Annotated in this window: 22 protein-coding genes, 1 tRNA gene and 1 pseudogene; 14 read left to right on the top strand and 10 right to left on the bottom strand. The window is 40.2% G+C overall.

Translation table 11 applies throughout. The features are described 5' to 3' along the window. Nucleotides 1-108 precede the first annotated feature (108 nt). From rpoD to EV690_RS18545, 5 genes are all read left to right on the top strand, one after another. The gene (rpoD, locus tag EV690_RS08740) at nucleotides 109-1947 is read left to right on the top strand and encodes an RNA polymerase sigma factor RpoD (protein ID WP_131912594.1); all 1839 of its coding nucleotides are present in this window, start codon (nucleotides 109-111) and stop codon (nucleotides 1945-1947) included. Between the two features lie 91 nt (nucleotides 1948-2038). Beyond that, nucleotides 2039-2115: transfer RNA gene (locus EV690_RS08735), tRNA-Ile, on the top strand. Nucleotides 2116-2561: 446 nt separating this feature from the next. After that, nucleotides 2562-2939 (top strand): DUF6979 family protein, encoded by a 378-nt coding sequence (locus EV690_RS08730; RefSeq protein WP_131912593.1) that lies wholly within the window; start codon nucleotides 2562-2564, stop codon nucleotides 2937-2939. A gap of 68 nt (nucleotides 2940-3007) precedes the next feature. Next, entirely contained in the window at nucleotides 3008-3991 is a 984-nt protein-coding gene (locus EV690_RS18550) for an AAA family ATPase (RefSeq protein WP_263433814.1), read from the top strand. Continuing rightward, a complete protein-coding gene (locus EV690_RS18545) occupies nucleotides 3877-5202 on the top strand; it encodes an AAA family ATPase (protein WP_325063392.1) in 1326 nt (441 codons plus the stop codon). Before EV690_RS18550 ends, EV690_RS18545 begins: the two co-directional genes overlap by 115 nt. A 477-nt stretch (nucleotides 5203-5679) precedes the next feature. Here the strand turns inward: EV690_RS18545 and EV690_RS18425 are convergent, their stop codons facing one another. The 3 genes and pseudogenes from EV690_RS18425 to EV690_RS08710 all read right to left on the bottom strand — a co-directional run bounded on the left by EV690_RS18425 (nucleotide 5680) and on the right by EV690_RS08710 (nucleotide 6712). Beyond that, complete coding sequence (locus EV690_RS18425; RefSeq protein ID WP_131912592.1) at nucleotides 5680-6009, bottom strand: hypothetical protein; 330 nt, start codon at nucleotides 6007-6009, stop codon at nucleotides 5680-5682. A gap of 86 nt (nucleotides 6010-6095) precedes the next feature. Beyond that, nucleotides 6096-6374: pseudogene (locus tag EV690_RS18745) on the bottom strand (replication endonuclease); the annotation flags it as partial. After that, the gene (locus tag EV690_RS08710; protein ID WP_131912591.1) at nucleotides 6317-6712 is read right to left on the bottom strand and encodes a replication endonuclease; all 396 of its coding nucleotides are present in this window, start codon (nucleotides 6710-6712) and stop codon (nucleotides 6317-6319) included. The gene EV690_RS08710 and the pseudogene EV690_RS18745, both read right to left, overlap by 58 nt. 181 nt (nucleotides 6713-6893) lie before the next feature. Here EV690_RS08710 and EV690_RS08705 point away from each other — a divergent pair, with 181 nt between their 5' ends. Beyond that, nucleotides 6894-7847, top strand: coding sequence for a DUF2608 domain-containing protein (locus EV690_RS08705; protein ID WP_131912590.1), 954 nt, complete (start codon nucleotides 6894-6896; stop codon nucleotides 7845-7847). A gap of 280 nt (nucleotides 7848-8127) precedes the next feature. Here EV690_RS08705 and EV690_RS08700 read toward each other — a convergent pair whose 3' ends face one another. From EV690_RS08700 to EV690_RS08690, 3 genes are all read right to left on the bottom strand, one after another. After that, on the bottom strand, nucleotides 8128-9471 hold the full coding sequence (locus EV690_RS08700) for a reverse transcriptase domain-containing protein (protein ID WP_131912589.1): 1344 nt from the start codon (nucleotides 9469-9471) through the stop codon (nucleotides 8128-8130). Then, entirely contained in the window at nucleotides 9449-10075 is a 627-nt protein-coding gene (locus EV690_RS08695) for an SLATT domain-containing protein (protein WP_131912588.1), read from the bottom strand. Before EV690_RS08695 ends, EV690_RS08700 begins: the two co-directional genes overlap by 23 nt. Nucleotides 10076-10502: 427 nt before the next feature. Then, the gene (locus tag EV690_RS08690) at nucleotides 10503-11183 is read right to left on the bottom strand and encodes an O-methyltransferase (RefSeq protein ID WP_131912587.1); all 681 of its coding nucleotides are present in this window, start codon (nucleotides 11181-11183) and stop codon (nucleotides 10503-10505) included. 103 nt (nucleotides 11184-11286) lie between these two features. Here EV690_RS08690 and EV690_RS08685 point away from each other — a divergent pair, with 103 nt between their 5' ends. The 3 genes from EV690_RS08685 to EV690_RS08675 all read left to right on the top strand — a co-directional run bounded on the left by EV690_RS08685 (nucleotide 11287) and on the right by EV690_RS08675 (nucleotide 13507). Continuing rightward, the gene (locus EV690_RS08685; RefSeq protein WP_131912586.1) at nucleotides 11287-11904 is read left to right on the top strand and encodes a TetR family transcriptional regulator; all 618 of its coding nucleotides are present in this window, start codon (nucleotides 11287-11289) and stop codon (nucleotides 11902-11904) included. 377 nt (nucleotides 11905-12281) lie between these two features. Then, nucleotides 12282-13052, top strand: coding sequence for a metallophosphoesterase family protein (locus EV690_RS08680; protein ID WP_131912585.1), 771 nt, complete (start codon nucleotides 12282-12284; stop codon nucleotides 13050-13052). Nucleotides 13053-13138: 86 nt separating this feature from the next. Then, on the top strand, nucleotides 13139-13507 hold the full coding sequence (locus tag EV690_RS08675; RefSeq protein WP_131912584.1) for a VOC family protein: 369 nt from the start codon (nucleotides 13139-13141) through the stop codon (nucleotides 13505-13507). Here the strand turns inward: EV690_RS08675 and EV690_RS08670 are convergent. Beyond that, a complete protein-coding gene (locus EV690_RS08670; protein WP_131912583.1) occupies nucleotides 13504-13863 on the bottom strand; it encodes a hypothetical protein in 360 nt (119 codons plus the stop codon). The genes EV690_RS08675 and EV690_RS08670 overlap by 4 nt on opposite strands. Nucleotides 13864-14485: 622 nt before the next feature. Between EV690_RS08670 and EV690_RS08665 the strand changes: the two genes are divergently transcribed. Continuing rightward, nucleotides 14486-15325, top strand: coding sequence for an alpha/beta fold hydrolase (locus EV690_RS08665; RefSeq protein WP_131912582.1), 840 nt, complete (start codon nucleotides 14486-14488; stop codon nucleotides 15323-15325). 94 nt (nucleotides 15326-15419) lie between these two features. Here EV690_RS08665 and EV690_RS08660 read toward each other — a convergent pair whose 3' ends face one another. Together EV690_RS08660 and EV690_RS08655 are read right to left on the bottom strand one after the other, a co-directional pair. Continuing rightward, entirely contained in the window at nucleotides 15420-16304 is an 885-nt protein-coding gene (locus EV690_RS08660) for a hypothetical protein (RefSeq protein WP_131912581.1), read from the bottom strand. 1103 nt (nucleotides 16305-17407) lie between these two features. Next, nucleotides 17408-18193 carry a sulfite exporter TauE/SafE family protein gene (locus EV690_RS08655; RefSeq protein WP_131912580.1) on the bottom strand — a complete coding sequence of 262 codons (786 nt, stop codon included), beginning with the start codon at nucleotides 18191-18193 and terminating at the stop codon, nucleotides 17408-17410. 103 nt (nucleotides 18194-18296) lie between these two features. Here EV690_RS08655 and EV690_RS08650 point away from each other — a divergent pair, with 103 nt between their 5' ends. The 4 genes from EV690_RS08650 (at nucleotide 18297) to EV690_RS08635 (ending at nucleotide 21849) form a co-directional block, all read left to right on the top strand. Further along, complete coding sequence (locus EV690_RS08650; protein ID WP_131912579.1) at nucleotides 18297-19034, top strand: AraC family transcriptional regulator; 738 nt, start codon at nucleotides 18297-18299, stop codon at nucleotides 19032-19034. Between the two features lie 254 nt (nucleotides 19035-19288). Next, entirely contained in the window at nucleotides 19289-19738 is a 450-nt protein-coding gene (locus EV690_RS08645; RefSeq protein WP_131912578.1) for a YaiI/YqxD family protein, read from the top strand. A 168-nt stretch (nucleotides 19739-19906) separates the two neighbouring features. Beyond that, nucleotides 19907-20308: a hypothetical protein gene (locus EV690_RS08640; RefSeq protein ID WP_131912577.1), complete on the top strand. Its 402-nt coding sequence runs from the start codon at nucleotides 19907-19909 to the stop codon at nucleotides 20306-20308. Between the two features lie 653 nt (nucleotides 20309-20961). Then, the gene (locus EV690_RS08635) at nucleotides 20962-21849 is read left to right on the top strand and encodes an AEC family transporter (RefSeq protein ID WP_131912576.1); all 888 of its coding nucleotides are present in this window, start codon (nucleotides 20962-20964) and stop codon (nucleotides 21847-21849) included. A gap of 614 nt (nucleotides 21850-22463) precedes the next feature. On the opposite strand, the gene aegA is transcribed toward EV690_RS08635, so the two are convergent. Next, nucleotides 22464-24422 carry a formate-dependent uric acid utilization protein AegA gene (gene aegA / locus EV690_RS08630; RefSeq protein ID WP_131912575.1) on the bottom strand — a complete coding sequence of 653 codons (1959 nt, stop codon included), beginning with the start codon at nucleotides 24420-24422 and terminating at the stop codon, nucleotides 22464-22466. Between the last annotated feature and the right edge of the window lie 172 nt (nucleotides 24423-24594).

Raw genomic sequence — 24594 nt, 5'->3', positions numbered from 1 at the left:
AACTCACAAATTTAGCCCATATTTATGCTATATTACAACGTTTCACTTCAATGAAGTGAAATGATACCAAATGTGTAGCAAGCGTAACTTAACTAGCGGATGATCTCTATGGAGCCAACCCCACAGTCACAACTCAAAGTCCTTTTAGCAAAGGGCAAAGAGCAAGGCTATCTCACCTACTCACAGGTGAACGATCATTTACCTGAAGATATTGTCGATTCAGATCAGGTTGAAGATATTATTCAAATGATCAACGACATGGGTATCACGGTCTATGAAAATGCGCCAGATGCCGATGAATTGATGCTGGCAGAAAATGCCGCCGATGAAGATGCAGTTGAAGCAGCAGCCCAAGCACTGGCCTCAGTTGAATCAGAAATTGGCCGTACAACCGACCCTGTGCGTATGTACATGCGCGAAATGGGTACCGTGGAATTGTTAACACGTGAAGGCGAAATTGATATCGCCAAGCGGATCGAAGATGGTATTAATCAGGTTCAGTGTTCGGTCGCAGAATACCCTGATACCATTGCCATGTTATTAGATATGTATGACCAATACCAGGCAGAAGAACTGCGCATTGGTGATATCGTATCGGGCTTTCTAGATGAAAGCGAAGTTGAAGATGCTGCACCGACAGCCACACATATTGGCTCGGAGCTCGCTGAAAGTGATCGCGATGATGACGACGATGACGATGATGAAGACAGCGATGATGATGAAGATTCAGATGTAGGAATCGATCCAGAGCTGGCTAAGGAGCGCTTTACAGCGCTGCGTGAAGTCTATGAACAATCACTGGCAACGATCAACAAAAACGGCCGCGATAGTAAAGCAGCCCGCGAAAGTATCGAAGCTTTAAGTGAAGTATTCCATACCTTCCGCCTAATCCCGAAAGTCTTCGATAAAATCGTCGCACGGATGCGTTCTATGATGGATCGCGTTCGTACCCAAGAGCGACTCATCATGAAGATGTGCGTCGAACAAGGCAAAATGCCCAAAAAAGCATTTGTAAATGCTTTTGCTGGCAACGAATCATCAGAAGCATGGTTTGACCAGCAGTTGGCATCAGCTAAATCCTACGCACCGGCACTGAAAGAAGTCGAAGAAGAAGTACGCCGAAGCATCAGCAAGCTGCACCAAGTTGAAGAAGAAACTGGATTAACCATCCAAAGTATTAAAGACATTAACCGTCGCATGAGCATCGGTGAAGCCAAAGCTCGCCGGGCGAAAAAAGAGATGGTTGAAGCAAACTTACGTTTGGTTATTTCGATTGCGAAAAAATATACCAACCGTGGCTTACAGTTCCTTGATTTAATTCAGGAAGGGAATATTGGCCTGATGAAAGCGGTTGATAAATTTGAATACCGCCGCGGGTACAAATTCTCAACCTACGCAACTTGGTGGATCCGTCAGGCAATTACACGTTCGATTGCCGACCAGGCTCGAACCATTCGTATTCCGGTCCATATGATTGAAACAATCAACAAACTGAACCGGATTAGCCGTCAGATGCTTCAGGAAATGGGCCGTGAGCCGAACCCTGATGAACTGGCAGAACGGATGATGATGCCTGAAGATAAAATTCGTAAGGTATTGAAGATCGCCAAAGAACCAATTTCGATGGAGACTCCGATTGGGGATGATGAAGATTCGCACTTAGGCGACTTTATCGAAGACACCACCTTGTCGCTGCCTGTTGATTCAGCTACCAACGACAATCTGAAATTTGCAACTCAGGAAGTCTTGGCAGGCCTCACCCCGCGTGAAGCAAAAGTATTGCGGATGCGTTTTGGGATTGGCATGAACACGGATCACACCCTCGAAGAAGTGGGTAAACAGTTTGATGTAACCCGTGAACGTATTCGTCAAATCGAAGCCAAAGCGCTGCGTAAACTGCGACATCCAAGTCGTAGTGAACAATTGCGCAGTTTCCTTGACGAATAGGTTATTTATTGTGCAAACAGTACGTTAGGTGATAGACACAGCAGGCTGGATTACTTATAATCCAGCCTGTTTTCTATAAAACACCATCAATGGCCCTATAGCTCAGTTGGTTAGAGCAGTCGACTCATAATCGATTGGTCACAGGTTCAAGTCCTGTTGGGGCCACCAATCCTACCAAGTCTTATAGCCGTAGTATTCACTGACTTTTCAACCTCAAAAAATCCTGTGTAGCAAATATGTAGCAGCGTTTAGCAACTTTTGCGTCAATCGACGCCAAATATTGCCTCGTCTCATGCTTGTTGTTGAAGTGGTTGCCTCACATCGTTTAGCACTGAACTATTCATCAAATTTACATCTCATATCCGATTTCAATGAAAAGCCTCAACCTGATGAACTGATTAGTCTGCTGAGTTTGAAGGACAGTTGTTAAAATCGTCCCCAAGGAAAAACTCGGACAATGACCTAAAAAATATACTCTCTGCAAATCTATAGCCCTCCTAAAGTGATAAAATTATCTAAATCGTTAGCCTCTTGATAGTGAACACACCAACATCATACGGCTTTGAGATAACAGTTAACTCTCACATACTATGAAAATCACAAGTAGGTAGATTATGAGCAGATATGGACTTGTTGCTTTAGAAGCCGCTGAAATAGCACAAAAGCACGTCGATGCGAACATTGCATGGACAAAAGCAGCAGAGCATCAATTTGGTAAGAAAACTTCGTTGATCAAAAAGGGATGCCCTAAAGGAACATTTTTAGGACTTGCAGAGGATGGACATATCAAAGGCATACCATCCGGGCACTACACGAGTTCTACAAAAAATAAAGCTTATGGTTTGGCTGCTTTACAACAACTCAAGATGTCTCCTGAGCTGGCCAAAAATAAAAAAGGGCTTTGGTTTCAATCATGTAATGACCAGCCTAAAGTCCAAAATAATCAAATGGATGTCGTGATAGCTCTATGGGAAAATAATTTGCTTATATGATTTTGTACTCGAACACATATAACCATCTCATTTATCACTGAGATAACATAAGGATAGGACACTTAGACGTGGAAGAATCAATATCGATAAGGGGAGTAGCTAGCTATCACCCAACGGAACCTGCATTTCTTAATATATCTAAACAAAACATACTGATTTTTGGATTGAACGGATCAGGAAAATCAACAATTTCTAATTTTCTCTATAACAGCCCTGATTTTGAAGGATGTAGTATAAATCTTGAAGGTGATTTCACCCCTTTTGTATACAATCAGGCCTTTATAAAAGATAATTTTGTGGATAATTCTATGCAAAAAGGAGTATTCACACTTAGCAAAGACAATGCAAATCTTGAAGAGAGAATTATTGAAAAGTCTAAGCTTCGAGAAAATTTGATATCTATTTATCGTGATATAAAAAATAAAATATCCGTAGCTGAAAAATCACAACAAGATGCAATAAGTTCAACTATTGATGAGATATTCAAACAAAAACAAATTATTGAAAAAACCGCTCTAAATACCTTCCTATCAGGTTATAAACGTAAACAAAATTTCTATAATCAAGTCAAAAAACAGCAAGGTTTAGCAAATGATTCCATTGATAGTCTAAATAATGAATATATATCTCTAACTCAGTTTAATAAAACTCCACCGACTCTAGTTGTTCTTCCTACTCCACCTCAACTTACACGAGAAGAAAAAGATTTACTTTATGAACCTATTGTAGGCTCTTCAAATAGTCAACTAAAAGAATTTATTGATGAACTAAAAAATCAAAATTGGGTCAGGAATGGCAAAGAAAACTTTTTAGGTAAGACACAAACAAGATGTCCATTCTGCCAACAAGAAACAATAACTAACACCTTCCGGTCTGAATTAGAAGCATTGTTCGATAAAACATATGAATCAAAAATAAAAAAGTTGAGGACATTGCAATACATTATAAAGATTCTGTCACCAGCTATATTACATCCATTAAATCAGAATTTACAAACTGCTCAATATTCAACGCTGATTTACATAAAACAAAACCAATCATTGATTTATTAGAGCACGAATATCAAGATAATCTAAGTCGGATTGAATCCAAGATAAGTAAGCCAAGTTTTTCTGTTGAACTGATAAATTGTGACGATAAACTTATTCCTCTAAAACAAATAGCAACTGAAATAAATGAATCCGTTCAAGCTGCTATAGCTAAATCCATAAAATATAAGGAAAATAAAAACGATATAGGAAATAGAATGTGGGACTCTATTCGACATAATACAGATAGTATATTCTCATTAGAGAATAGTATGATATCTCAAAAACATAATGAAATAAAATCGCTTAAAAAGAAACTGGAACGAGTTACTCGAATTGGAAACAAGGTAAAAGAAAGAGTTAAACATCTTCGTTCAAAAACCTCAAATATTGATGATACTATCGAAAGAATTAATATACAGCTAACAAATCTTGGGCTAACAAATTTTGAAATAAAAGCATCATCAAATCCTGATTTAGAAAACTACTTTGTACTTAGTCGAGGTGAAACGACTAATACAGACAATGTATTTAAATCCCTTAGCGAAGGTGAAAAAACACTTATAACGTTCTTGTATTTCATAGAACAATGCAATGGGAGTATGAGCAAAGAATCTGGTCTTTCTGATAAAGATAAGCTAATTGTAATTGATGATCCAATATCAAGTCTTTCTCAAAATTATATTTATGATATAGCCTCTTTGATACACACAAAAATCATAAATGGAGATAGATTCAAAAAAGTTATAGTCCTTACTCACAGCCTATTCTTTTATCAGGAATTATTAAAATTAGCACCTCAATCTAAAGATAAGTTTAATAAAAAATATTCTCTATATCGCTTAAATAAAAAGAAATACTCAAGCATTCAAGAAATGGATAGAGGAGATCTTAAAAATGACTATCAATCTCTATGGCAAATACTAAAAGATGTTATAGCTGGTAACGTAAACCCAGTCGTCTTACCCAATGTTATGAGAAATATTCTTGAATACTATTTTGGATTTGTACACAAAAAAGATAAACTATCTTCAATATTAAATAGACTTGCAGAGAATGAACCAGAGCAAGGATATAAAGCATTTTATAGATATATAAATAGAAGCTCACACTCAGATCCAAGTAATATTGGATTAATGATTGAAGTAGATCCTCACCCATATTTGGAAAGGTTTGAATCTATATTTGATGAAAGTCAGGATAAAGAACACTACATATGTATGATGGAATCATAGATGTTACCACTAGGGCATTTATTCGACTTAGCGTCTCGGCAACGAGCGACGATGCTTACACACCACCTCTACTTTACCTAAACGAAATCGAGTGTACTCGCGCACATCAACGACTTTAGGTCTCATCAGCAATTTCTCCACTGAGTGCCTGTGCCTGCCACAGACAGCCTCATCACACAATGTAATAAGCTACTTTGCTTCAGTAGGCTGGAGAATTACCAGAGTGGTAACATTTCTAGTTTAACTGGCACAGTTATCCTTGTAAATATTGTGGTCATAAAGTTTCTCCATACACTTATTCACAGAACTCCAAGGTGAGGCGATGCCTCACTGATGAGGTTTTAAGCTCAGTGATTTTTTCAGGAATTTTCAGAGAATTTCAGGATGGATTTTCGGAAAAAGTTCCGAAACTAAAACCTGAGAGAGCTCAGTAAAATCAACGGTTCGTTGGGAAATCGCAGGTTGGGTTTTGTGAGGTTAAGAAAGCCATTCGGGAAACTTCAAAATTAAGCCGGACGGCGGTCGATTTGCCAGTCCCAAATGCGGGATTTCCCAGCCATCCGCCAGAATCCCTTTGAGTCGCGTCATAAATGCATTCTGATATTGGTTGAGATGACATTTCCCGGTTTCATCATAAAACACCAGTTGATAGAACGGTTGTATCGGACGCTCAGCACGTTTGCACCACACCCCGCCCATCTCTGTTCTGTGTAGTCTTGCCAATTGCGACAATCGGCGGCATGGTGGATTTTCAGACAGTTTTCCGAAAGTGTGTCGGAATCTTTCAGGCGGTGCAGTTCTCGCCACACGGTCTCCAATTTGTTGAAACTGGCAAATGCCCCAACCCGAGGCCCACGCATCCACTCGCGCAGCCGGTTCAATCGGGATCTATCCGCTCCCTTTTCCGAACCATCTCCCTGAAGGCAGTATTTTTGAAAGATGTGGATGAGCGTGTCTTTCTGATATTGCGGGACAAAAAGCAATAGATGCCAGTGCGGTGTGCCATCATGGTGCGAAAACCATAGGGATGAATACTTTCTCGGTCGAGCTTCGCTCGGATTCGAGCAAAGGTTTCCCGAAGGTAGCCTTGCGCTTGTATTGGGGATTGATGTTGCTATTTCGGATTGTATACACCGGAGAGATTCAAAACGGCATGATAGCGGCTCGTGCAAGTCATAGTGAGAAATACACCTACATGATAGAAGTGTTCCGACAATTCTTCAAAGCCACACATTCTAACCATCAATTCCGCTTTGCGCAGTTCCGGGTTAAAAACGTTCTTCTCGCACAGTTCTTTTAAAGTGTAGCGTTGCCCCACCTGATTAATCACGGTGGTGTTTCCGATCATTTCTTCTTGTGCACGTAATTGCGCCCGGCGTTTCATCAGAATGAGGTCACTGTTATAGGTAGCTTTGCAATGATGCACTAACCCTAACATCTGTGCGACCATCTCAATGTGCTGAATATTCCGGCGGCGCAGTCCGGTGAGCCACCAACAGAAGTTTTCTATCTAGCCAATTGCCCCTTTCAGGCACTGCTGATATTTCAAAGAGTTTTTGGACAATGATTCGGGATAATAAAATCGTATATTTTAATATATGATTAAAATATCATTTTAATCACATTAATTTATTTACAGTATTTAAAATTTTTATTAAACTTATAGATAATTTTAATAAAAATGGTGTTAAATGAGAAACGTTAACATAAAATTACTAATAGCATTTCTACTGTTTTCATTATCTGCTAAGTCATTTGCAAATATGAAAACAGGAATAGATGCAACAGTGAACTCCTTTAAAGAATTTAAAGAAAATATTAATAAAGAAATAAAAAATAAAGATCTATCACATTCACTAATAGTAATGGATGATGATGACACATTAACCATGATGAAATGTACCGATCAAAAAAACCCGAAGAAATGCCAATACATTGGGGGACCCGCATGGTATAGCTGGCAGTCAAGTTTAATAGAAAAACCTGATTCCATATATAAAATTGCGAATAGTAAAAAGCAGCTGGAAAATATTTCATCCCTACTTTTATCTATTAACAATATGCCATATACAGATAAGAATATTCCAAATATACTTAGTGAACTAGTTAGTAAAGGAGCTAAATTACTTGTATTAACAGCCAGAGGAAGTAGTGACTCATCAGCTACTGAAAATCAGTTTTCAAAACTAAACATAATATTTAAAAACAAAAATGAATCTTTTTTGAAATTCATTCAAAGCCACTCACTTACTGGTAAAAAAAATAACATAAGTAGTCTTGCAGGTTCTTTTTCTCCTTTAAAAAAAGGAATTCCTGTTTCTTACCAAAAAGGGATTATGTATGTTTCTGGACAAAATAAAGGTACGATGTTAGAAGCATTGTTAGCTCGAACTAATTCTGAAAAAATAAATAATATATTTTTTATAGATGACACACAACATAACGTTAAGGATGTTTATCACTCATTTAAAAACATATCTAAGTATAATACATATGCTTATTATTATACTAAATTAGCTTCTCACAAATCAGCATTAACTGAACCAAAAAACAATATATATCAAGCAGAAGCTATGTATCGTTGGCTAACGCTAAAAAATGCTTTATCTACAGCTCTACTAGATCCAACCATTTCTATTAAGTAACCGAAAATTAATAGTATAGTGGTCAAATGGATCTGACCACTACTAACATAAAAATCATTTTCGTTCGAACAGAAAGAAGTAATAGATTCATTGGGGAAATTCTCCTTTCGAAAAGGGAAGATTGCTTGTCCTATTCGGTTTATCTGATTTACCGAAGTATCGTACTTCAACAAATCTCCAACTTCGACGGCTACCAATCTATAGTTCATTTTTTCAATCTTTCCTTATGTGTCAGGTGCCGCAACTTTTTATCATTTATCCAGTTTCAACTTAGTCAATCTTAAGATCTAAAATCTTTAATATCTTCAAGCAGGTCTTTTGTTTGTTTTTTGATACGTCTACGAAAGTGATAGTCAATCTGCGCGTCTATGAGCGTCTTACCCTCTACATCCTTTGGGAAATACTTATGGAGTAGAGCTAATTTCTGATGTCGTTGGTACTTATCAAAGTTAGGGATGTAATTTGTTTGGAAGCGGTTATGAGTCAGTTCTTTAAAGGCTCGAGAAAATCGCTTTGGTTTACCTGAAATTTTGAATCTTTTTATAAGCTTATTAACATAGTTATCTAGTTCGTGTAACAATTTTTCATCGTTAATCATCGAAAAGAAAAACAACCATCCTTTACTTTTTTTCTCAAACACACAGCCAGTAATACGCATATCTAAACGCCATAAAAGAAACTCTTCATTGCCATGCTTTGAATATTTGCTTGCTGTAAATATGGCAGCTATAGAATCCTTTAGGCGCTCTACGGTGCCTTGTCTAGCCGTTACAGTTTCGCCTTTAAAATAATACCCGAGATAGCTAAATGGATGGCCTATCTTTTCGATAACTGACTTGTCTGAATTTGGGTCGGGTTTATGGACAATTAAGCCAATCCTCCTGAATCGCTTTATGATGTCGTGAGCTAGGTCTTGAGCCTTATCGAAATCGCATAAAATTAAGACGTCATCAACATAGCGAAAGTAGCTAATACCTTCATACTGTTTAAGCGCACGATCAATGTTACTCATGTAGATCGCTGCCAAGATGTTAGACACCGCTAACCCTTGCGGAACACCTTTGGTTTCTAGATTATCGTTTTTACATGATTTAACTACTGTAGGTGAAGAAATAGCAGATTGGATTAATTCTAAAATATACTCATGTTCTCCACGAATCCTTTTGCGTAAACGAGACATCAGTTCTGTATGAAGAATTGAAGGATAAAACTGTTTGACGTCAAGTTTAATAAATCCGTTGAAAGTCTTGGTATCGAGATCTGTTTTAACCCTCGCTATCACATCCTGAGGAAGTTCAAAATTAACTGAGGTATCGTAACGTTCTGACAAAAAGTCATTTAAGGCTCGAAGTGCTACGCGATCTCTTACTGTGGGAATTGAAATTTCTCTGGGAGGTTTCCCTTTCCCCTTGGTGACTAACTTCAGCTTATATTTGCTAAATCTATAGGTCCCAGCAAGGGATTTTCGAGACAATATTTCTAGTTGCTCATCCTGCTGTTTAAGAAACGTTGCTGGGTCAAGGTTATCTATTCCTGTCGCCCCAGAAAGAGCAATGTTCTCTTTGAAAATTCGTGATAAATTTTCAATTGAGAAGTGCTTTTCAAATTGGTGTTTGACATTCATGGTAATACCGCAAAAAAAGGAATATAGCGATCGGTAATAAAAACATCACAATGAAACTTACAGCTTGTATAAAAATGTTTCTATAGAAAATAAACCAATGATACTTTGTTGGACATTTTGTCATATCTGGCTTTAAGCCTGTCTCTTTGTCTGACTTACCGCGAGCACAGAGGTGTTCAATACATAGTGCTTTGACCATGTCAGAACCAGTATGATTTTCGCATAATCCCAAAAGCCTGTCGTACTCCTCATAAACACTGTTCCAACTATCTTCATCTGAACTAGAAGAGTTTTCTAAAGATTTGGCTTTATGTTGAACTCCTTTGAGGGCTTCATAGCATTCTTTTATTTGTGAAGAACGTTCTTTAAATGATCTACCAGTAAGGAAACCTGACATAGTCAATGACAAAACCGAATAGATTACCCACGCAACATTAGCATACTTACTGCTTGTATTAAATTTTAAGTAATATATGGATACAGCAACGCCAAAAAAGGCATACCACAGCATTATCAACTGTGATCGATTGGCGCTAGTAAGCAACCTTTTCTCAGTTTGGATTTTAGCTTTTCTAGTCCACCAGATATCGTCAGAGAGCGCCATAAATTCCTTCTTATGATTTGATGTCCTGTGCGTTGATTTTAGTAATGATAAGTGAACACCCGTTCTAGGCGGGCAAGGCTTTTACACCTAAGAGCCAACGCTCTTCATAATTAGTATCACTCTGAATTGAATTCAGAGTGGCCGACTTATATCGGAACATATGCCGGCACGCACAGGACGTTAATGATTCTATCACTATTCTCATTAGATTCTATAAGCATGAGTGGTAATGTGCTAAGAAAATTAGATATAAATAGTGGCCAATATTTTTTGGCCACTACAGGTTGAGGTGACACTCGCCTGTTTTGGAATCAAACACCAATTGATATAACGGCTGAATCGGGCGGTCTGAACGTTTTCTGAACGGGTCAATGTAGATAAAAGCCCACCCTTTGACTCAACAGATATTTATAATAATTAGAGATGCTTAAATCTTTACGGTGATCTCTACATCGTCGCCAAATGGTAATGATAGATATTTATCTTTTTGAGATTTTATATGCGCCATAAATTCTGGGCTCATATTAGAATTATCCGAAATAATCAGCGAGCCTTTCCGAAAATGAGGTTCAACAAGATTTAAAATGTCATAATACAAGGGCTTAGCACCATCTAAAATTAACATATCAATTGGCTCTGGCAGATCCTGAGCCAATGTTTGTAATGCATCCCCTTCACGAAGTTCAATAAAAACAGTCAGCTCTGCCTGTTCAAAATGAGACCAAGCCTTTTTCGCTTTGTTCATTTCAAACTCGGTTGTTATCACTTTTCCACCGTCTGCTTCATCAACGCAGTTGTCTTTAAGAGCAGCCGCCAGATGCAGCGTTGATATCCCAAATGAAGTGCCAAATTCAACAATATGTTTAGCCTGACAATTGCGCGCTAACAGATACAATAATTGTGCTGTGTCTTGAGAAACAGGAAGCCAAAGATCCTTAAATATTTCACCATAAAGCTGCCGATAGCTCTCTTTACTGTGAAGCAGGTATTGGCGTTCACTCTCAGACATCGACTCAATCTGAGAGAAGGCATCATTTGTGGTGTTTTCTGCTTGGGCAAATAAGCTTTGTAAAAGTGAACAAAGGGGTTCTTTGATAAGAGTATTCATTAGTTTTCCTTTCTAAAAACTAAATATGATTCATTCGTTGTACTTTTATTATAATGGTTCACTTAAAACTGGCTATTCGCATTCTTTTACAAGGAAATGGCGCATGAAGAAAGAGACTGAAACCTCAATGATCACGGTACGTAAAGCGCCCAAACAGTATCGCTCAGAAACATTAGTAGCCAGTATTTTAGAAGCCTCTATTCAGGTTTTAGAGCAATATGGAATCGTTAAATTTACGACCGCTAGGGTTGCCGAACGCGCAGGTGTCTCTGTTGGATCTTTATATCAATATTTTCCGAATAAAGCGGCGATTTTATTTCAATTACAATGTGACGAGTGGCAGCAAAACACGAATATGATAGCGGCAATTTTAAATAATTCAGCACTATCACATAAAGAACGTTTAGAGAGGTTAGTCCAGCAATTTATTAAATCTGAATGTGAAGAAGCCACCATGCGCCAAGCACTAGCGGATGCGGCCCCTTTTTATCGTGATGCACCAGGAGTTGCAGAAATCAAAGCCCAAGGGAAGCGGATTTTTAGCGAGTTTGTCCAAGACATTTGCCAAGATCAAGCAACGACGGCGATTAAAATAGAAGTGCTGATGCGCACTCTCGGCTCGGTGGGTAAAGATTTTTCCATACAAACACGCTCACCGAAACAAATCGACCAGTTTGCCGAACAAATATCGATCATGCTTTGTGGTTATTTAGGTTTGTAATTTTCAATTAAATGATTATGTTATGGCATAGTCAAATACCCGCCATTGCGTTCATATCCCGCGCCGAATATCGAAATGTTGTCGCCTAATCCGCAGTCTTTCTCGCTCTAGGAATTGGCACCATATCATTGCCTTTAGTCAGCCCTTAACCCAGTGCCTACAGACATAGAATACAACGATATTTTCGCTCAGAGGTTGTCTTATGCAAAATGCTAACTCATGACGACGGCGCTATAAAATAATCCGATCCGTCACATCACTCAATATTGACCTGCCGCGAATGAAGGACAAAGGATAAAAGAGGATTTTATTGTCAATTAAAGATAATCTTATCAATGGTTCGACATGCGGGCCTGCACAACGCTTAGGAGACAAGAATGGCAATCGCTGCGCTTTATGATATCCATGCAAATTTAACTGCCCTGAAGGCCGTGCTTGAAGAGATAAAAAAATATCCAGTAAAACTCATTGTGATTGGCGGGGACGTTATCGCCGGTCCTCAACCCTTGGAAACACTTGAGCTTCTAAAACATCTCACGACCCCTACTCATTTTATTCGCGGCAATGCTGAATCCGAACTACTACGGTATTGCAATGGTGAACATGCCAATGGCCTTTCAGCCAAAGCAGATGAAGTGACCAAGTGGGTTGCCAAGCAACTTAAGCCCGATCATCTGCAGTTTATCTCACGCTGGTTACCCTACGTTGAATTAAACGATGCCACTTGGGGGGATATTTTATTTTGTCATGCTTCAAAACGCAGTGATATTGAGATAGTTACGCGCTTAACTTCAGCCGAAAAACTCAACACAATTTTTCAAGATGTCCACATCCCAACCATTGTTTGTGGTCATACTCATATGCAATTTGATAAAACGGTTGCCGCAAAACGGATTATCAATGCAGGCAGTGTCGGGATGCCTTTTGCCAAACCAGGGGCGCAATGGCTGCTGCTCAGTGAACAGGTTAATTTAATGCATACTGACTACAACATCCACCAAGCCGCCGCTCACATACAACAAACAACCTACCCGCAACGTGAAGCATTCATCAAAGAAAATATTCTAACAACACCCTCTGAGGAACAAGCCCTTGAAGTTTTAAGTGCATTAGAACAAAAACAAATAGCCAATCAGATGCAACCATAGCGTCTCATGTAAAGAGCACACAATCAGAAACATCATATTTCGGCTATGCTTAGCAACAGGTATACGAGTTTCCTTAGGAGACCGCCGTGATTAGCCATATTGACCATATTGTTCTGACCGTATCAGATATCGAAGCCGCAGTTGCATTTTATCAACGCGTCCTGCTGATGGAAGAAATCACATTTGCCAATGGCCGCAAGGCATTAAAATTTGGCAATCAAAAAATTAACTTACAATTATTAGGGCAAGAATCGCGCAATCACGCCAGCGTTGGTTCAGGTGATCTATGTCTAATTACGTACTGGACGCTAGATGATGTTATGAAACATCTCATACAAGAACAGGTCGAGATTATCGAAGGGCCAGTGCCGAAAAGTGGTGCCGTTGGAGACATTCAGTCGATATACTTTGTCGACTTAGACTCTAACTTAATTGAAATAAGCATCTATCCCTAATGGCGGCACAAATACAGAGTAACGCGATCAAGCTTATGGTCAAACTGCTTGAGTTCATGTGACGTGATCCCTTGCTTATAAGCAAGCGCTTGTTGGCGGACGCTATGAACCTCAAGCCATTGCTTATGCCCCTGTTGGTAGGATAAAACCCCTGCTTGGACCGCATTCGACAAACTGGCTTCCAACATATTAGCCCTGACAACCACATGAGCCTGAGCAGCATTATGAATCGCACGCCCCACTTTCCCGGTAATTTGGTGTTGCTGTGCTAGCTTGCAGCCCCCTTGTGCAGGGAAAGCCATCACGCGAAACGCTGCCATGGAAAAGATCAATCCTAGCCATAAGTATTTCATCATTACTGCTCACAAAACGAGTTAAGCTATTGAGAGAGTATATCAAAGTTATTATCGAACGGGCGAAGCGAGCCATCAAGTAACAGAACAGCGATGCTTCTGAAATCGGAGAAATCGATTGTGCGTCAAAATTTGATGCCGATGGTTGGGAAGATATTCAATGCTGGGAGAATAAAAGTTATGGTACAGTGATTTAGGGCGCGATTGCTTTTGCCGATTTCAATCATATTCTACAAATTTGCCCAGTTCCTTTTGGTCATTTCAAAAGGAACTCAAACCATCGATTAAGACGACCATGTTAACGCCGAGGCGTTTTTTTAGCATGTGATTCATAAACCCCATCAAAAGATAAAAGCCGAACCTCTATGACAGCCCCAAAATATTCAATTTTTACTTGCGGTTCATCTTGCTGTTTCAGCTAAGTGCTAAAAGTTTCATAAATTGATGCAATAAATTCTCTGACAGATTGATCAGCATCCACCAAAGTATGAGATGATTTATCTTGTTTCATATGCCCACCAACACCGTTTATTAAGTAAGCGATGACACGATGTAATCGCTTCAGTTTATTTTTATCTACATGAATGATTTATATTTTGTTCTCCATTTCAAAAAGGAGAACACAATGGAAATCAATCAAATCATTCTCAATAACAATTTATTCAGATATTCTTTACATGAGAATGAGCAATCAGATCAATATGTCATTTTTTTACTTGGCGCTTTACAGGACATCGAATCAGTTAACTTATTCTCTCGGAAATTTTCCGAATACTTGAACTGCCTGACGATAGAAATTCCGGGAACTGGGCGAACCAATCCACTTGATTCAAATATTAACATCAGAGAACAAACATTAATGCTCTTGGAATTTATCCATTATATGGATATACAAAGTGCTCATCTCATTGCGATATCCTACTCCACAGCAATTGCTGTCGAGCTGTGTGATGTATGGCCTCATGTTTCCAGCATGTCAATTTGTGGTGGAGTGCCCGGTATCCCAAAATCAGGCAGACAAGCCACAAAAAAAATGATTGCTGCTGCAATGCAAAGTCAAAAAGAATTTGCCTACACATTTACTCATTCTGTTACTGTGAATAATCCCGATATTCCAAGAAATAAAGCCATTATCAGAGCCACTCAAAGGAGCATCTGTAATTTATCACCAGCGCAAATTGATATATTTTTTGAAAATTCGGTTAGATTATTAGTCCACAATCCTTCTCATGTGGAAGATATAAAAATACCTTGTACAGTATGCGTCGGAGAATACGACCCTTATGCTACTGTTAATATTGTTCAACAATTTTCACAACAATTAAAAAATAGCAACCTTGTAATTATTAAAAATGCAGACCATCTGGTTCATTTACAACACCCGGATAAAACATCTGCTGCAATGATTGCATTAGCTGCATCGGCTGTTTCTGTTAAGAAATCATTAGCGATACTTGCCGATTAATTTTTTATATTTTTAAATTTATATGAGGTATGGTCAACCCAAAATTTTGTGCATTTGGTGTTGCCCATGCCCACTCAATGACAAAAATATCATCTCATTTATACAGTTCCGATAAGCTAATCAAAACCTTTGTCATTGGTCCCCGCTCATGACTTTTCAGTCTTCTCAGAGCTTCAACTAATAAAGAATCACGGACATGTTGTACTTGTCTAAGTTTATGAAACTCAGGGAAAACCGTCATTGCACTGGTAAAATTGGCATGCGAATTCAGTTTAAAACCAAGTTTTACTCTAAATCCTATTGAGACAGGCAGAGGGACAGGCTTGTTGATATCTTCTAACACATGGTATTGGTACTCTGATAGACCAATCAAACGCGAGGCCATCTCAACTGAAATATTGTGCTCTTCTCTGAACTGTCTTGCCGTCACCGCTACGGAACGGTAATAGTCGATTGCAAACTCTTTGATGTCTAATGTATCAGGCGGTAAGAACTCACGATGGTCTTCTATCACTCCATATTCTGACTCTATCTGTTGTCTGAATTCTAAAAACTCTTGCTTAGACTGATCATCCAACATACAGCAAACCATGTTTAGAAATTGATTGAGCATTTCTGCTGGTAAACGCCCCAGACAAATCAATGCTTCAACAGCATTATCATCCATGCCTCGATAAAATTCTTTAATTTTGAAGCCATAATAAAAAGCCGTCATTGGAACCATCGTTACCCATGAGTAGGCCGCCACAATATGAATCGGACGCATTGACTGATAGCTTTGTTGCATATACCGCTTAAGTGTATTTCCGTTAATACCTGAGAATTTTTTTTCTAACTCTTTAAATGTTAACTTTTGGGTACGTCTCACATATGACATCGCCACTGAAATATCAGAATCTATATTTTTCAACATTGCATCTAAATGAGCGATTTCCTGCTCTGACACAACGAAGTTTTTTTTATTCCCGTATCCAGCCATATACAGTTAACCTTTCTGATGATTTAACGGCGAATATCCCATGATTTACATAGTCACAGAGATTATTAAGTTTTTTATATATGTCAATCTTGTTGGTGACTCATTTTTGATCACAACAGATATTAATGGTTCATTTACCTCATATTTTCAATACACTGATTGACCGGACTCTGGAATTGCAAAGCTGACTATGCGAGTGAACGTGCAAATAATATCGGACGAGCAAGATATTCATCCATGGAGCAGGCTTACGCAGGTCTCATGACCTCACTTCCTTAGACTGCGAAGCGATGCTTCAATGCGATATCGAAGTTAGGTCGCCGAAACTCCATACGTAGCCCAGTCAGTAGCGAAGTGGATGCCGGGAGTCTGTTTATTTAAGCGTACGAGCGAACAATCCTTCTTTGGAGCATGCTCACGCAGGTCTCATGACCTCACCTCCTTAGGCTGCGAAGCGATGCTGCAATGCGATTATCGAAGTTAGGTCGCCGAAACTCCATACGTAGCCCGGTCAGTAGCGAAGCGGATGCCGGGAGTCTGTTTATTTAAGCATACGAGCAAGCAAACCTTCCCTAGTGGGAGTTTACACAGGTCTTCATAACCTCACCTTCTTCAGCTGCGAAGCGATGCTGCAATGAGATATCGAAGTTAGGTCGCCGAAACTCCATACGTAGCCCGGTCAGTAGCGGAGCGGATGCCGGGAGTCTGTTTATTTAAGCGTACGAGCAAACAATCCTTCCCTGGAGCGGACTCACATCGGTCATCCATGACCTCACCTCCTTAGGCTGCGAAACTTCGTTTCGGTCCTGCGTCGCCTAAGCTGCCTATGCGGCGTTGAACAATAAATCTAGCACGAAAAAATAAGTCACTCTGCGGTCGAGCTTCTTTAAACGCTGCTGCTGTGATTTAAAACAAGAACTGATTAGCTAGAATAAGAAGAACTTCAAAGGCTAGTCCATCAGACAGATCTAGCTCTTTCTATTTGTTTCGCAAAAAGATGTGGATGGTTAAGGCAATTCAATAAGTTATTACCCGCTAATTAAATATGTTCGCCACTGGATATTATTTTTATTTAATGTTGATAATAGCTCACTAAACCACTTTTAATATAACGTAGCCAACTTATATATCACAGCAATATTAATCACCATCAGAATGAGCTTGTAAAAGGTGTTTTTATATAGCATAAAAGGCTTACTTTCCAACCAAGTGGCAAAATAAGACCCCATTATAGACCCCATCAAGATATAAATAACAGCATCAATATATACATTAAAAAAAACATGTTGAATAACAATATTTCCAGATAAAAGGTGATAGACGGATATACAAAAAATAGCAATAACCACATTATACCGATTGCAGATAATAGATGATAACCGTGATGAGAAACTTTTCTCGCGTTGCAGGTATGAGTACATCATCAAGCTCGAACCGCCACCGACCCAAGATGAAATAACCCCACAGATAACACTTCTAATGGCTAGTGATTTAACTCTTGGAAATTTCGAAGACTTCATATAGTTAGATAGATTTATAATGGTCACAAAAATAACGAAGAAGATCATTCCGATGTTTTTATTAATATAAATTATAAAGATACAACCCAATAAGCATCCCAGAAGTATATAGAGTATCGGATGAAGAATTACGTCATTTGGTACATTCTCTTTTTTTAAAGATTGACGACCATTAATAGCCGAGTTAACCAGCATGATTGTGAGTGTCGTCGAAATTGTAATTTGATATACATCATCATTAGGGATCCCCACGAGAGGAAGAATATAAAGTAATGTTGGATTAATAACTAATCCGCCGCCTAACCCATACAGTCGAGACAGAATGCCACAACAGAATCCAGAAAATACAAATAAAATAATACTCATCATATAATTAGGTCATTTTTCTACTATATTTACACAGTTGGCATGGCCCTGTATATTGAGAAAGTTCCAGTTTATATCTAGATAGTTTCATTGTAAGGCTCATGCTATGGATCATATTGAAGGAATTATGAAAGACACAGTCGATTTCCATCATGGTTTCCATAGCCATTCTTGGCATCAATTAATTTATGCGATTCATGGTTCAGTGACGGTTGAATGTCTTGGCAAGTACTTTATTGCCCCGCAAAACCGAGCAGTGTGGATCCCATCAGAGCATATTCACAAGACTTATTCGACCTCAAGAGCGATCTTTCGCTCACTCCTCATTAATCCACAGCCTCATATGCAACGCTCATTGCAAAAACAACCGAGCGTTTTATGCGTCTCTCATTTATTCAAACAGCTTATTATTAAATTTTGTGAAGATTCTTTTGTCACAACGGACTATTTTGAACACGCCGAGCAACTATTATTAGATGAAATAATATATGCAAAATCAATTTCTATAAATTCAAGTATTCCTGAAGATCCTAAACTCTATTCGTTGTGCCAACAACTTATTCAAAATCCAGAACAAAGAATGAGTATTGTGCAAGCTTCTGAAGTGTTACATATGGGCCGAAGTTCATTTATACGGTACTTCAAAAAGCAAACTGGCATGACCTTTGGCCAATGGTATCAACAGTTAAAAATTAGCCAAAGTATATCTATGCTCACAAGTGGCAAAACTCTGCAAGAGGTTGCATTTAGTTGTGGCTATCAATCAGCCAGTAGCTTCTGTGCGATGTTTAAGCGGACCATTGGCTGTACACCCACTGAATATCTACAAGATAATACTCACTGAACAACATAAACCATTTAATGCCGCTATCTCATTCACTTTGCTCTCACCCGCCATAATGTTAGATTTTGTTTATATCTCATTGAATAAAAAGAATAATTATTGGTCCTATCAGTTGCGTTCTTTCATCTTGCAACGACGATGCCACTGTCAGTGACACGGGTTCAATATCACCGCTGAACGCTGCATCCACAACACGACTTTTGCATCCAATTATGCTTAAATTAGTTTTTCATCTCTGAACATGTGAGTTTGTTATGCCTATTTGGGTCGACGCCGACGCCTGTCCGGTTGTTCTTAAAGAAATTTTATGTCGCGCTGCGAACCGGACCCAAACCATGGTGACGTTCGTGGCTAACCGCGGGATTAAAACGCCTAGTTCTGCTTATATTAAAAGTATTCAGGTCAGTGCCGGGTTTGATGTGGCAGATCATGAAATTGTCGAGCGAACTCAGGCTGGCGATTTAGTGGTGAGCAATGACATTCCACTATCTGCAGAGGCCATTGAAAAAGGAGCAATTGTGCTTAACATGCGTGGCGAACGGCTCACCGAGGCTAATGTTCGTTCTCGATTAAATATGCGCGATTTTATGGATACGCTCAGAGCAAGCGGAATTCAAACAGGTGGGCCAGCCCCGCTGTCACAACGCGACAGAGCTCAATTTGCCAACGAACTGGATCGCTGGCTCACGCATAACAAGACGTAGTCTTTTCATTTAATCTTAAAAAAAAAGACGCGCCCGCTCTAAAAATCATCTATCACATTTGCAGTCATGCTGATATTTGTCTATACCTGCAATAGCACAGCAACCTTTTGTGTGATAACTCTGCTAATGAATCATCGGCAGAGCCGCTTAAAATAGCGAGGAGGCACTATGCTTATCTGTGCCAAAGATGGTTGGCGAGAGGATTGGTCAAAAGCGATTCCGTCGACTTGGAATTATCAAACCTGCCACAAATATCAGTCTATTCCTATTTATGCGCTGAGTCAGGACAACAAGTTGCTTGTTGTACGACCAGTATTACCGAAATTAAATCCGGTTGCGGCCATTTGGTGGTGGCTGCTCAATCGTTATCGTAAAGTTGACGTTCAATTTACCCCAGTGTCAGCTGACGCAACCAAAGCATTTCAAGAGATTCTAAGCCAGAGTGTCCATTGCGATGACACCACTGAACTTGATAAGCACTGGTTAGAACAGCAAATTAATGATGCGCACTCATATTACGATTTTGCCAAAATTTACCAGCAAAGTGGCTGGAGCATGACCCACCATTAATTTTATGCTGACGCGACGCTCTTAAGCCATGATGGTAATTCATCTCGAGAGTGAACAGATAACGATAACAAAACATCTCATTTTCATCCCCATCGTAGCGAGTAAAATTTTCGATGGTTCAGCATCCGTGGCGGATATCGGCTCATGGGTCGATATAAATGGTAACGGATCACTATTTTTCGCAATCTGCTGGGCGGGCCGCCAACGCCATTTACATAACGAAGTCAACTAACCTTAACTGTCCATCTGCATCGACCACAATATCTCGAATAGGCATGGAGTGACGAGCTCTTGGGGATATGGAAAATACTTATGCAGGCAAAGTAAGTGTCTTTGCTTTACTTACTTTAAATAGATCAAATATCTAGCTTTGGATAATAAGCTTTTTGTAACTCTGCAGCGATTAACATTAAATAACAATGAAAGTAATTAATTTAAGCAAATATTAAGTTTAATATAATTATCGATGTACTCCTTTTTAGCTATCCTGGAGATAAAACATCACTAAAAATAGTCAGTTAGCTATTCCACTCTGTTATTTTTAGACAGATAAATGCTGGCACAGGCAGTGATCTCTGATATATTTAGGCTCCTCCAGAGCTGCGTTCTGCAAAACCGGCTGTTCAGCTATTTATCAGGGGAAAGGGAGCCTCATGTTTATCACTTTCATCGCGGCCATTATGCCGGTGTTAATTGTCGCCTCTCTCGGCGCTTGGCTAAGTGTTAAAACAGCTTACCTAGATGACCCCAATCTCCCCCGATTGATTGTCAACGTCGGGATGCCGTGTCTACTTTTGCATTCAATGCTCGCCGGCCACGTTGATTTTCTGGGCATGGGGAAACTAGTCGCTGCCAGCCTATTCGCGTTAGCAGGGATGGTCATTGTCTCATTTGTTGTGATCAAACTGGTCGGCGTTAGAATCCGCTACTTTTTACCTGTTTTGGTTAATCCAAATACGGGGAACCTGGGGATCCCAATTGCAATGTCATTGCTTGGCGATCAGGGGCTCGCTGGAGCGGTCATTATCTCTTCGATTATTGAGATTAGCCATTTTACCCTGGGGATTGGTTGTATGTCCGGGACCTATTCGCCCAAACGGTTATTAGCTAATCCACCAGTCATTGCATTGGTCACTGGCGGGCTGTTATCAGGGTTTCACGTGCCGATTCCGCACTTTGTTCTTCAAGCCTTTGATCTACTCGGCGCCATTACCGTACCAATTATGTTGCTGATGCTGGGCCGTTCACTGGCGCATATGAAAGTACACGAAGCCCACTGGGGACGCTTGGCAGTCCTATCGATATATCGTCCAGCGATTGGGTTATTGATGGCTTGGTGTGCAGGGACGTTGCTACACTTATCAGCGCTACATATGGCAAATCTCATGATTGCCTGTTCTATGCCCGTTGCCGTACTGAACTATATTTTCAGTGTCCGCTACAATGGCCCTGTCAACGATGTTGCCGGGCTGACCTTTTTAACACTTCCCACCGCTTTAATTGCACTTGTCATCATCAAAATTTATTTTATTGCCGGTTAGCCCTTCGGCTTTAAAGAACGCGTCCAAGACTGGATAACATCTGAGCTTTTTTGTTGCTATGTGCTCTCCCCCAATATGGATCTTAACTGATTGTATTTATCACTAATTTCAAAACCAGCTAATAACCATTTTGTTAGAGCAAAATAAACTATTTAAACTGATTCCATTTAAAAAAAACAGGATTAATATATATTTTATATACAGACATATTTTGTATATAAAACAAAGGGTTAAATATTTATTGTCAATCAGAGGTATTATCTCATGGCTAAAAATAAAAGTGCTAAAAAAGCGGCTCCAGCAAAACAATCTGAACCTAAAAAAAGTGGCGCTAAAGTTTCCAAATAGTTTTCAGTACTAACCCACCTCTCAGCACATGTTGGTCTATGTGTTAAGTTGCAAGCTCCACTCCCCAAAAAGTGGAGCTTGTATAGATTTTTAGCCCTAATGTTTTTCTATTGATGCCAAAACCTACTTGATTCATCCCCTTAGCCTGATAACCAATCAATCATCAGTACCACGCTCCGTTCAGGCTATCATGTTCCAATACGGCAATCGATCATCATGACCCTGGTACTTTTTACAAGTGACGAGGGCACTAGCCACTATCGGCTCTAACCTAAATACTCGATAATCCCTTGGGCGGCATGGCGTCCTTCGGCCATCGCCGTTACAACCAAATCTGCGCCTCTGACAGCATCCCCCCCGGCAAAAATTTTCGGGTTACTCGTTTGATACGGATAGTTACTCTGCACATTGGCCATAATGCGCCCTTTGTTATCGAGCTGCACATTGGCTCGTTCAAGCCATGGCACCGAGTGCGGTAGAAAACCAAATGCGATCACCACGGCATCGGCACGCATCACAAACTCAGATCCGACAATGGGTTGTGGCCGGCGGCGCCCGTCTTCATCGGGCTCACCCAATTGGGTCCGTAACATTTTTATACCGCAAATATGGCCGTTCTCATTTAACTCAAGACTTACGGGTTGCACATTGAACTCAAAATGAGCGCCTTCCTCTTTCGCATTTTTAACCTCTTTATGCGATCCCGGCATATTCGTTTCATCACGCCGATAGGCACAAATCACGTTGGCCGCATCTTGGCGCAAAGCAGTACGAACACAGTCCATCGCCGTATCGCCACCGCCCAGAACGACCACCTGTTGATTAGCCAGATCAATATATGGCTGGCTTGGGGACTCACTTAACCCCATCACTTTGCGAGTATTCGCCATTAAAAAATCTAACGCCTCATAAACCCCCGGAGCATCATCATGCTCAAGCCCTACGGCCATCGGCTGATAGGTTCCAACCCCAACAAAAACTGCATCATATTGGTCAATCAGTTCTTTAAATTGAAGATCCTTACCAATCTCACAATTTAATTGAAACTCAATGCCCATCTGCATAAATATTTCACGCCGACGTACCAGTAATGATTTGTCCAATTTAAATGCCGGGATCCCAAACGTGAGCAAACCACCAATTTCAGGGTTGCGATCAAAGACTCGGACTTGAACGCCCTGGCGCACTAACACATCGGCACATGCAAGGCCTGCTGGCCCCGCGCCAACAATTGCGACCCGGTAGCCCGTATCATGCACTGGCGTTATCTGCGGCCGCCAGCCATTGGCAAAGGCAGTCTCAGTGATATAGCGTTCAATATTACCAACGGTCACCGCACCGGACTCATCTTTTAATGTGCAATTGCTCTCACACAACCGATCCTGCGGACAAATTCGGCCCGTAATTTCAGGCATACAGTTGGTTTGATGAGACAGTTCAGCGGCTTCCACCACTCGGCCTTGCTTGAGCAATTCAATCCATTGCGGTATATGGTTATGCAACGGGCAGCGCCATTGGCAGATACTGTTTTCACCGCATTTTAAGCAGCGCTCGCTCTGCTCATCTGCCTGCGCCTTATCAAAGGTCTGATACAATTCGGTGAATGTGGTTTTACGTAACTGATCATCAATTTTTTTAGGTTCTCGGCGCGCCTGAGTATTGCCCTTACGCGCCGCTTTAAGAGGGGAAACGTCCGAGTAAGCCGGCGCAGTGCGATACCAAGGTTCAGCACTGCGAATGGCCGAAAGATGACGCCGTTGTGACACGATTTCAGCTAACGACTCATCACTGACAACGCTTAAAGCATCCGTAGGGCAATTTTCAACGCACGCGGGTCCATTCTCTCGCTCGATGCAGAGATCACATTTAATGGCCTGAGCACTGACTTTGCCATCGCCAAGCGCTGTTACCACAACCTCGATGGCACCAAATGGGCAGTTTACTTCACAGGTTTTACAACCAATACAGAGACGTTGATCAATCTGGATACTACCATTGACTTGGGTAATGGCACCATTCGGACAACTGGCCATACATGGAGCTTGTTCGCAATGTCGGCAAGTTGCGGCACTATTTTTATCGTTACTTCTAAATACGTGGATCCGCGGCTGAAAAAGCGCGTCGGTTAGGGCATGTTGGTTATCATTATGGGCCATGACACAGGCAACTTCACAGGCATAGCACCCAATGCATTGTTGTGAGTTTGTAAGAATAAAACGGTTCATTTCAGCACTTTTTATAATATGAATATTATTTATTATCGGTATAGTGATTTTTTGTTACTTTAAAACCTAAATAGAACTGCATCCCGTGTGTAAAAATCACGGCATCACATCCTACAAAGGCTATCGAGCGCAGCAGCTCATCAGGGGGGAATGATTTTAAACTCTCTTGCTG

It is taken from the genome of Celerinatantimonas diazotrophica (assembly GCF_004339545.1).
Classification (GTDB): Bacteria; Pseudomonadota; Gammaproteobacteria; order Enterobacterales; family Celerinatantimonadaceae; genus Celerinatantimonas; species Celerinatantimonas diazotrophica.
Note: the sequence above shows the minus strand (reverse complement) of the source record. Positions and strands in the feature narration are given on the sequence as shown.

Excerpts from the sequence above, each read along its gene's own strand:
- EV690_RS08700 (WP_131912589.1), bottom strand. The coding sequence starts at position 9,471 with ATGAATGTCAAACACCAATTTGAAAAGCACTTCTCAATTGAAAATTTA.
- EV690_RS08655 (WP_131912580.1), bottom strand. The coding sequence starts at position 18,193 with ATGATGAGTATTATTTTATTTGTATTTTCTGGATTCTGTTGTGGCATT.
- aegA (WP_131912575.1), bottom strand. The coding sequence starts at position 24,422 with ATGAACCGTTTTATTCTTACAAACTCACAACAATGCATTGGGTGCTAT.
- EV690_RS08685 (WP_131912586.1), top strand. The coding sequence starts at position 11,287 with ATGAAGAAAGAGACTGAAACCTCAATGATCACGGTACGTAAAGCGCCC.
- EV690_RS08635 (WP_131912576.1), top strand. The coding sequence starts at position 20,962 with ATGTTTATCACTTTCATCGCGGCCATTATGCCGGTGTTAATTGTCGCC.
- EV690_RS08660 (WP_131912581.1), bottom strand. The coding sequence starts at position 16,304 with ATGGCTGGATACGGGAATAAAAAAAACTTCGTTGTGTCAGAGCAGGAA.
- EV690_RS08690 (WP_131912587.1), bottom strand. The coding sequence starts at position 11,183 with ATGAATACTCTTATCAAAGAACCCCTTTGTTCACTTTTACAAAGCTTA.
- EV690_RS08645 (WP_131912578.1), top strand. The coding sequence starts at position 19,289 with ATGCCTATTTGGGTCGACGCCGACGCCTGTCCGGTTGTTCTTAAAGAA.
- EV690_RS08730 (WP_131912593.1), top strand. The coding sequence starts at position 2,562 with ATGAGCAGATATGGACTTGTTGCTTTAGAAGCCGCTGAAATAGCACAA.
- EV690_RS08650 (WP_131912579.1), top strand. The coding sequence starts at position 18,297 with ATGGATCATATTGAAGGAATTATGAAAGACACAGTCGATTTCCATCAT.
- EV690_RS08695 (WP_131912588.1), bottom strand. The coding sequence starts at position 10,075 with ATGGCGCTCTCTGACGATATCTGGTGGACTAGAAAAGCTAAAATCCAA.
- EV690_RS08670 (WP_131912583.1), bottom strand. The coding sequence starts at position 13,863 with ATGATGAAATACTTATGGCTAGGATTGATCTTTTCCATGGCAGCGTTT.
- EV690_RS08665 (WP_131912582.1), top strand. The coding sequence starts at position 14,486 with ATGGAAATCAATCAAATCATTCTCAATAACAATTTATTCAGATATTCT.
- EV690_RS08640 (WP_131912577.1), top strand. The coding sequence starts at position 19,907 with ATGCTTATCTGTGCCAAAGATGGTTGGCGAGAGGATTGGTCAAAAGCG.
- rpoD (WP_131912594.1), top strand. The coding sequence starts at position 109 with ATGGAGCCAACCCCACAGTCACAACTCAAAGTCCTTTTAGCAAAGGGC.
- EV690_RS08705 (WP_131912590.1), top strand. The coding sequence starts at position 6,894 with ATGAGAAACGTTAACATAAAATTACTAATAGCATTTCTACTGTTTTCA.
- EV690_RS08680 (WP_131912585.1), top strand. The coding sequence starts at position 12,282 with ATGGCAATCGCTGCGCTTTATGATATCCATGCAAATTTAACTGCCCTG.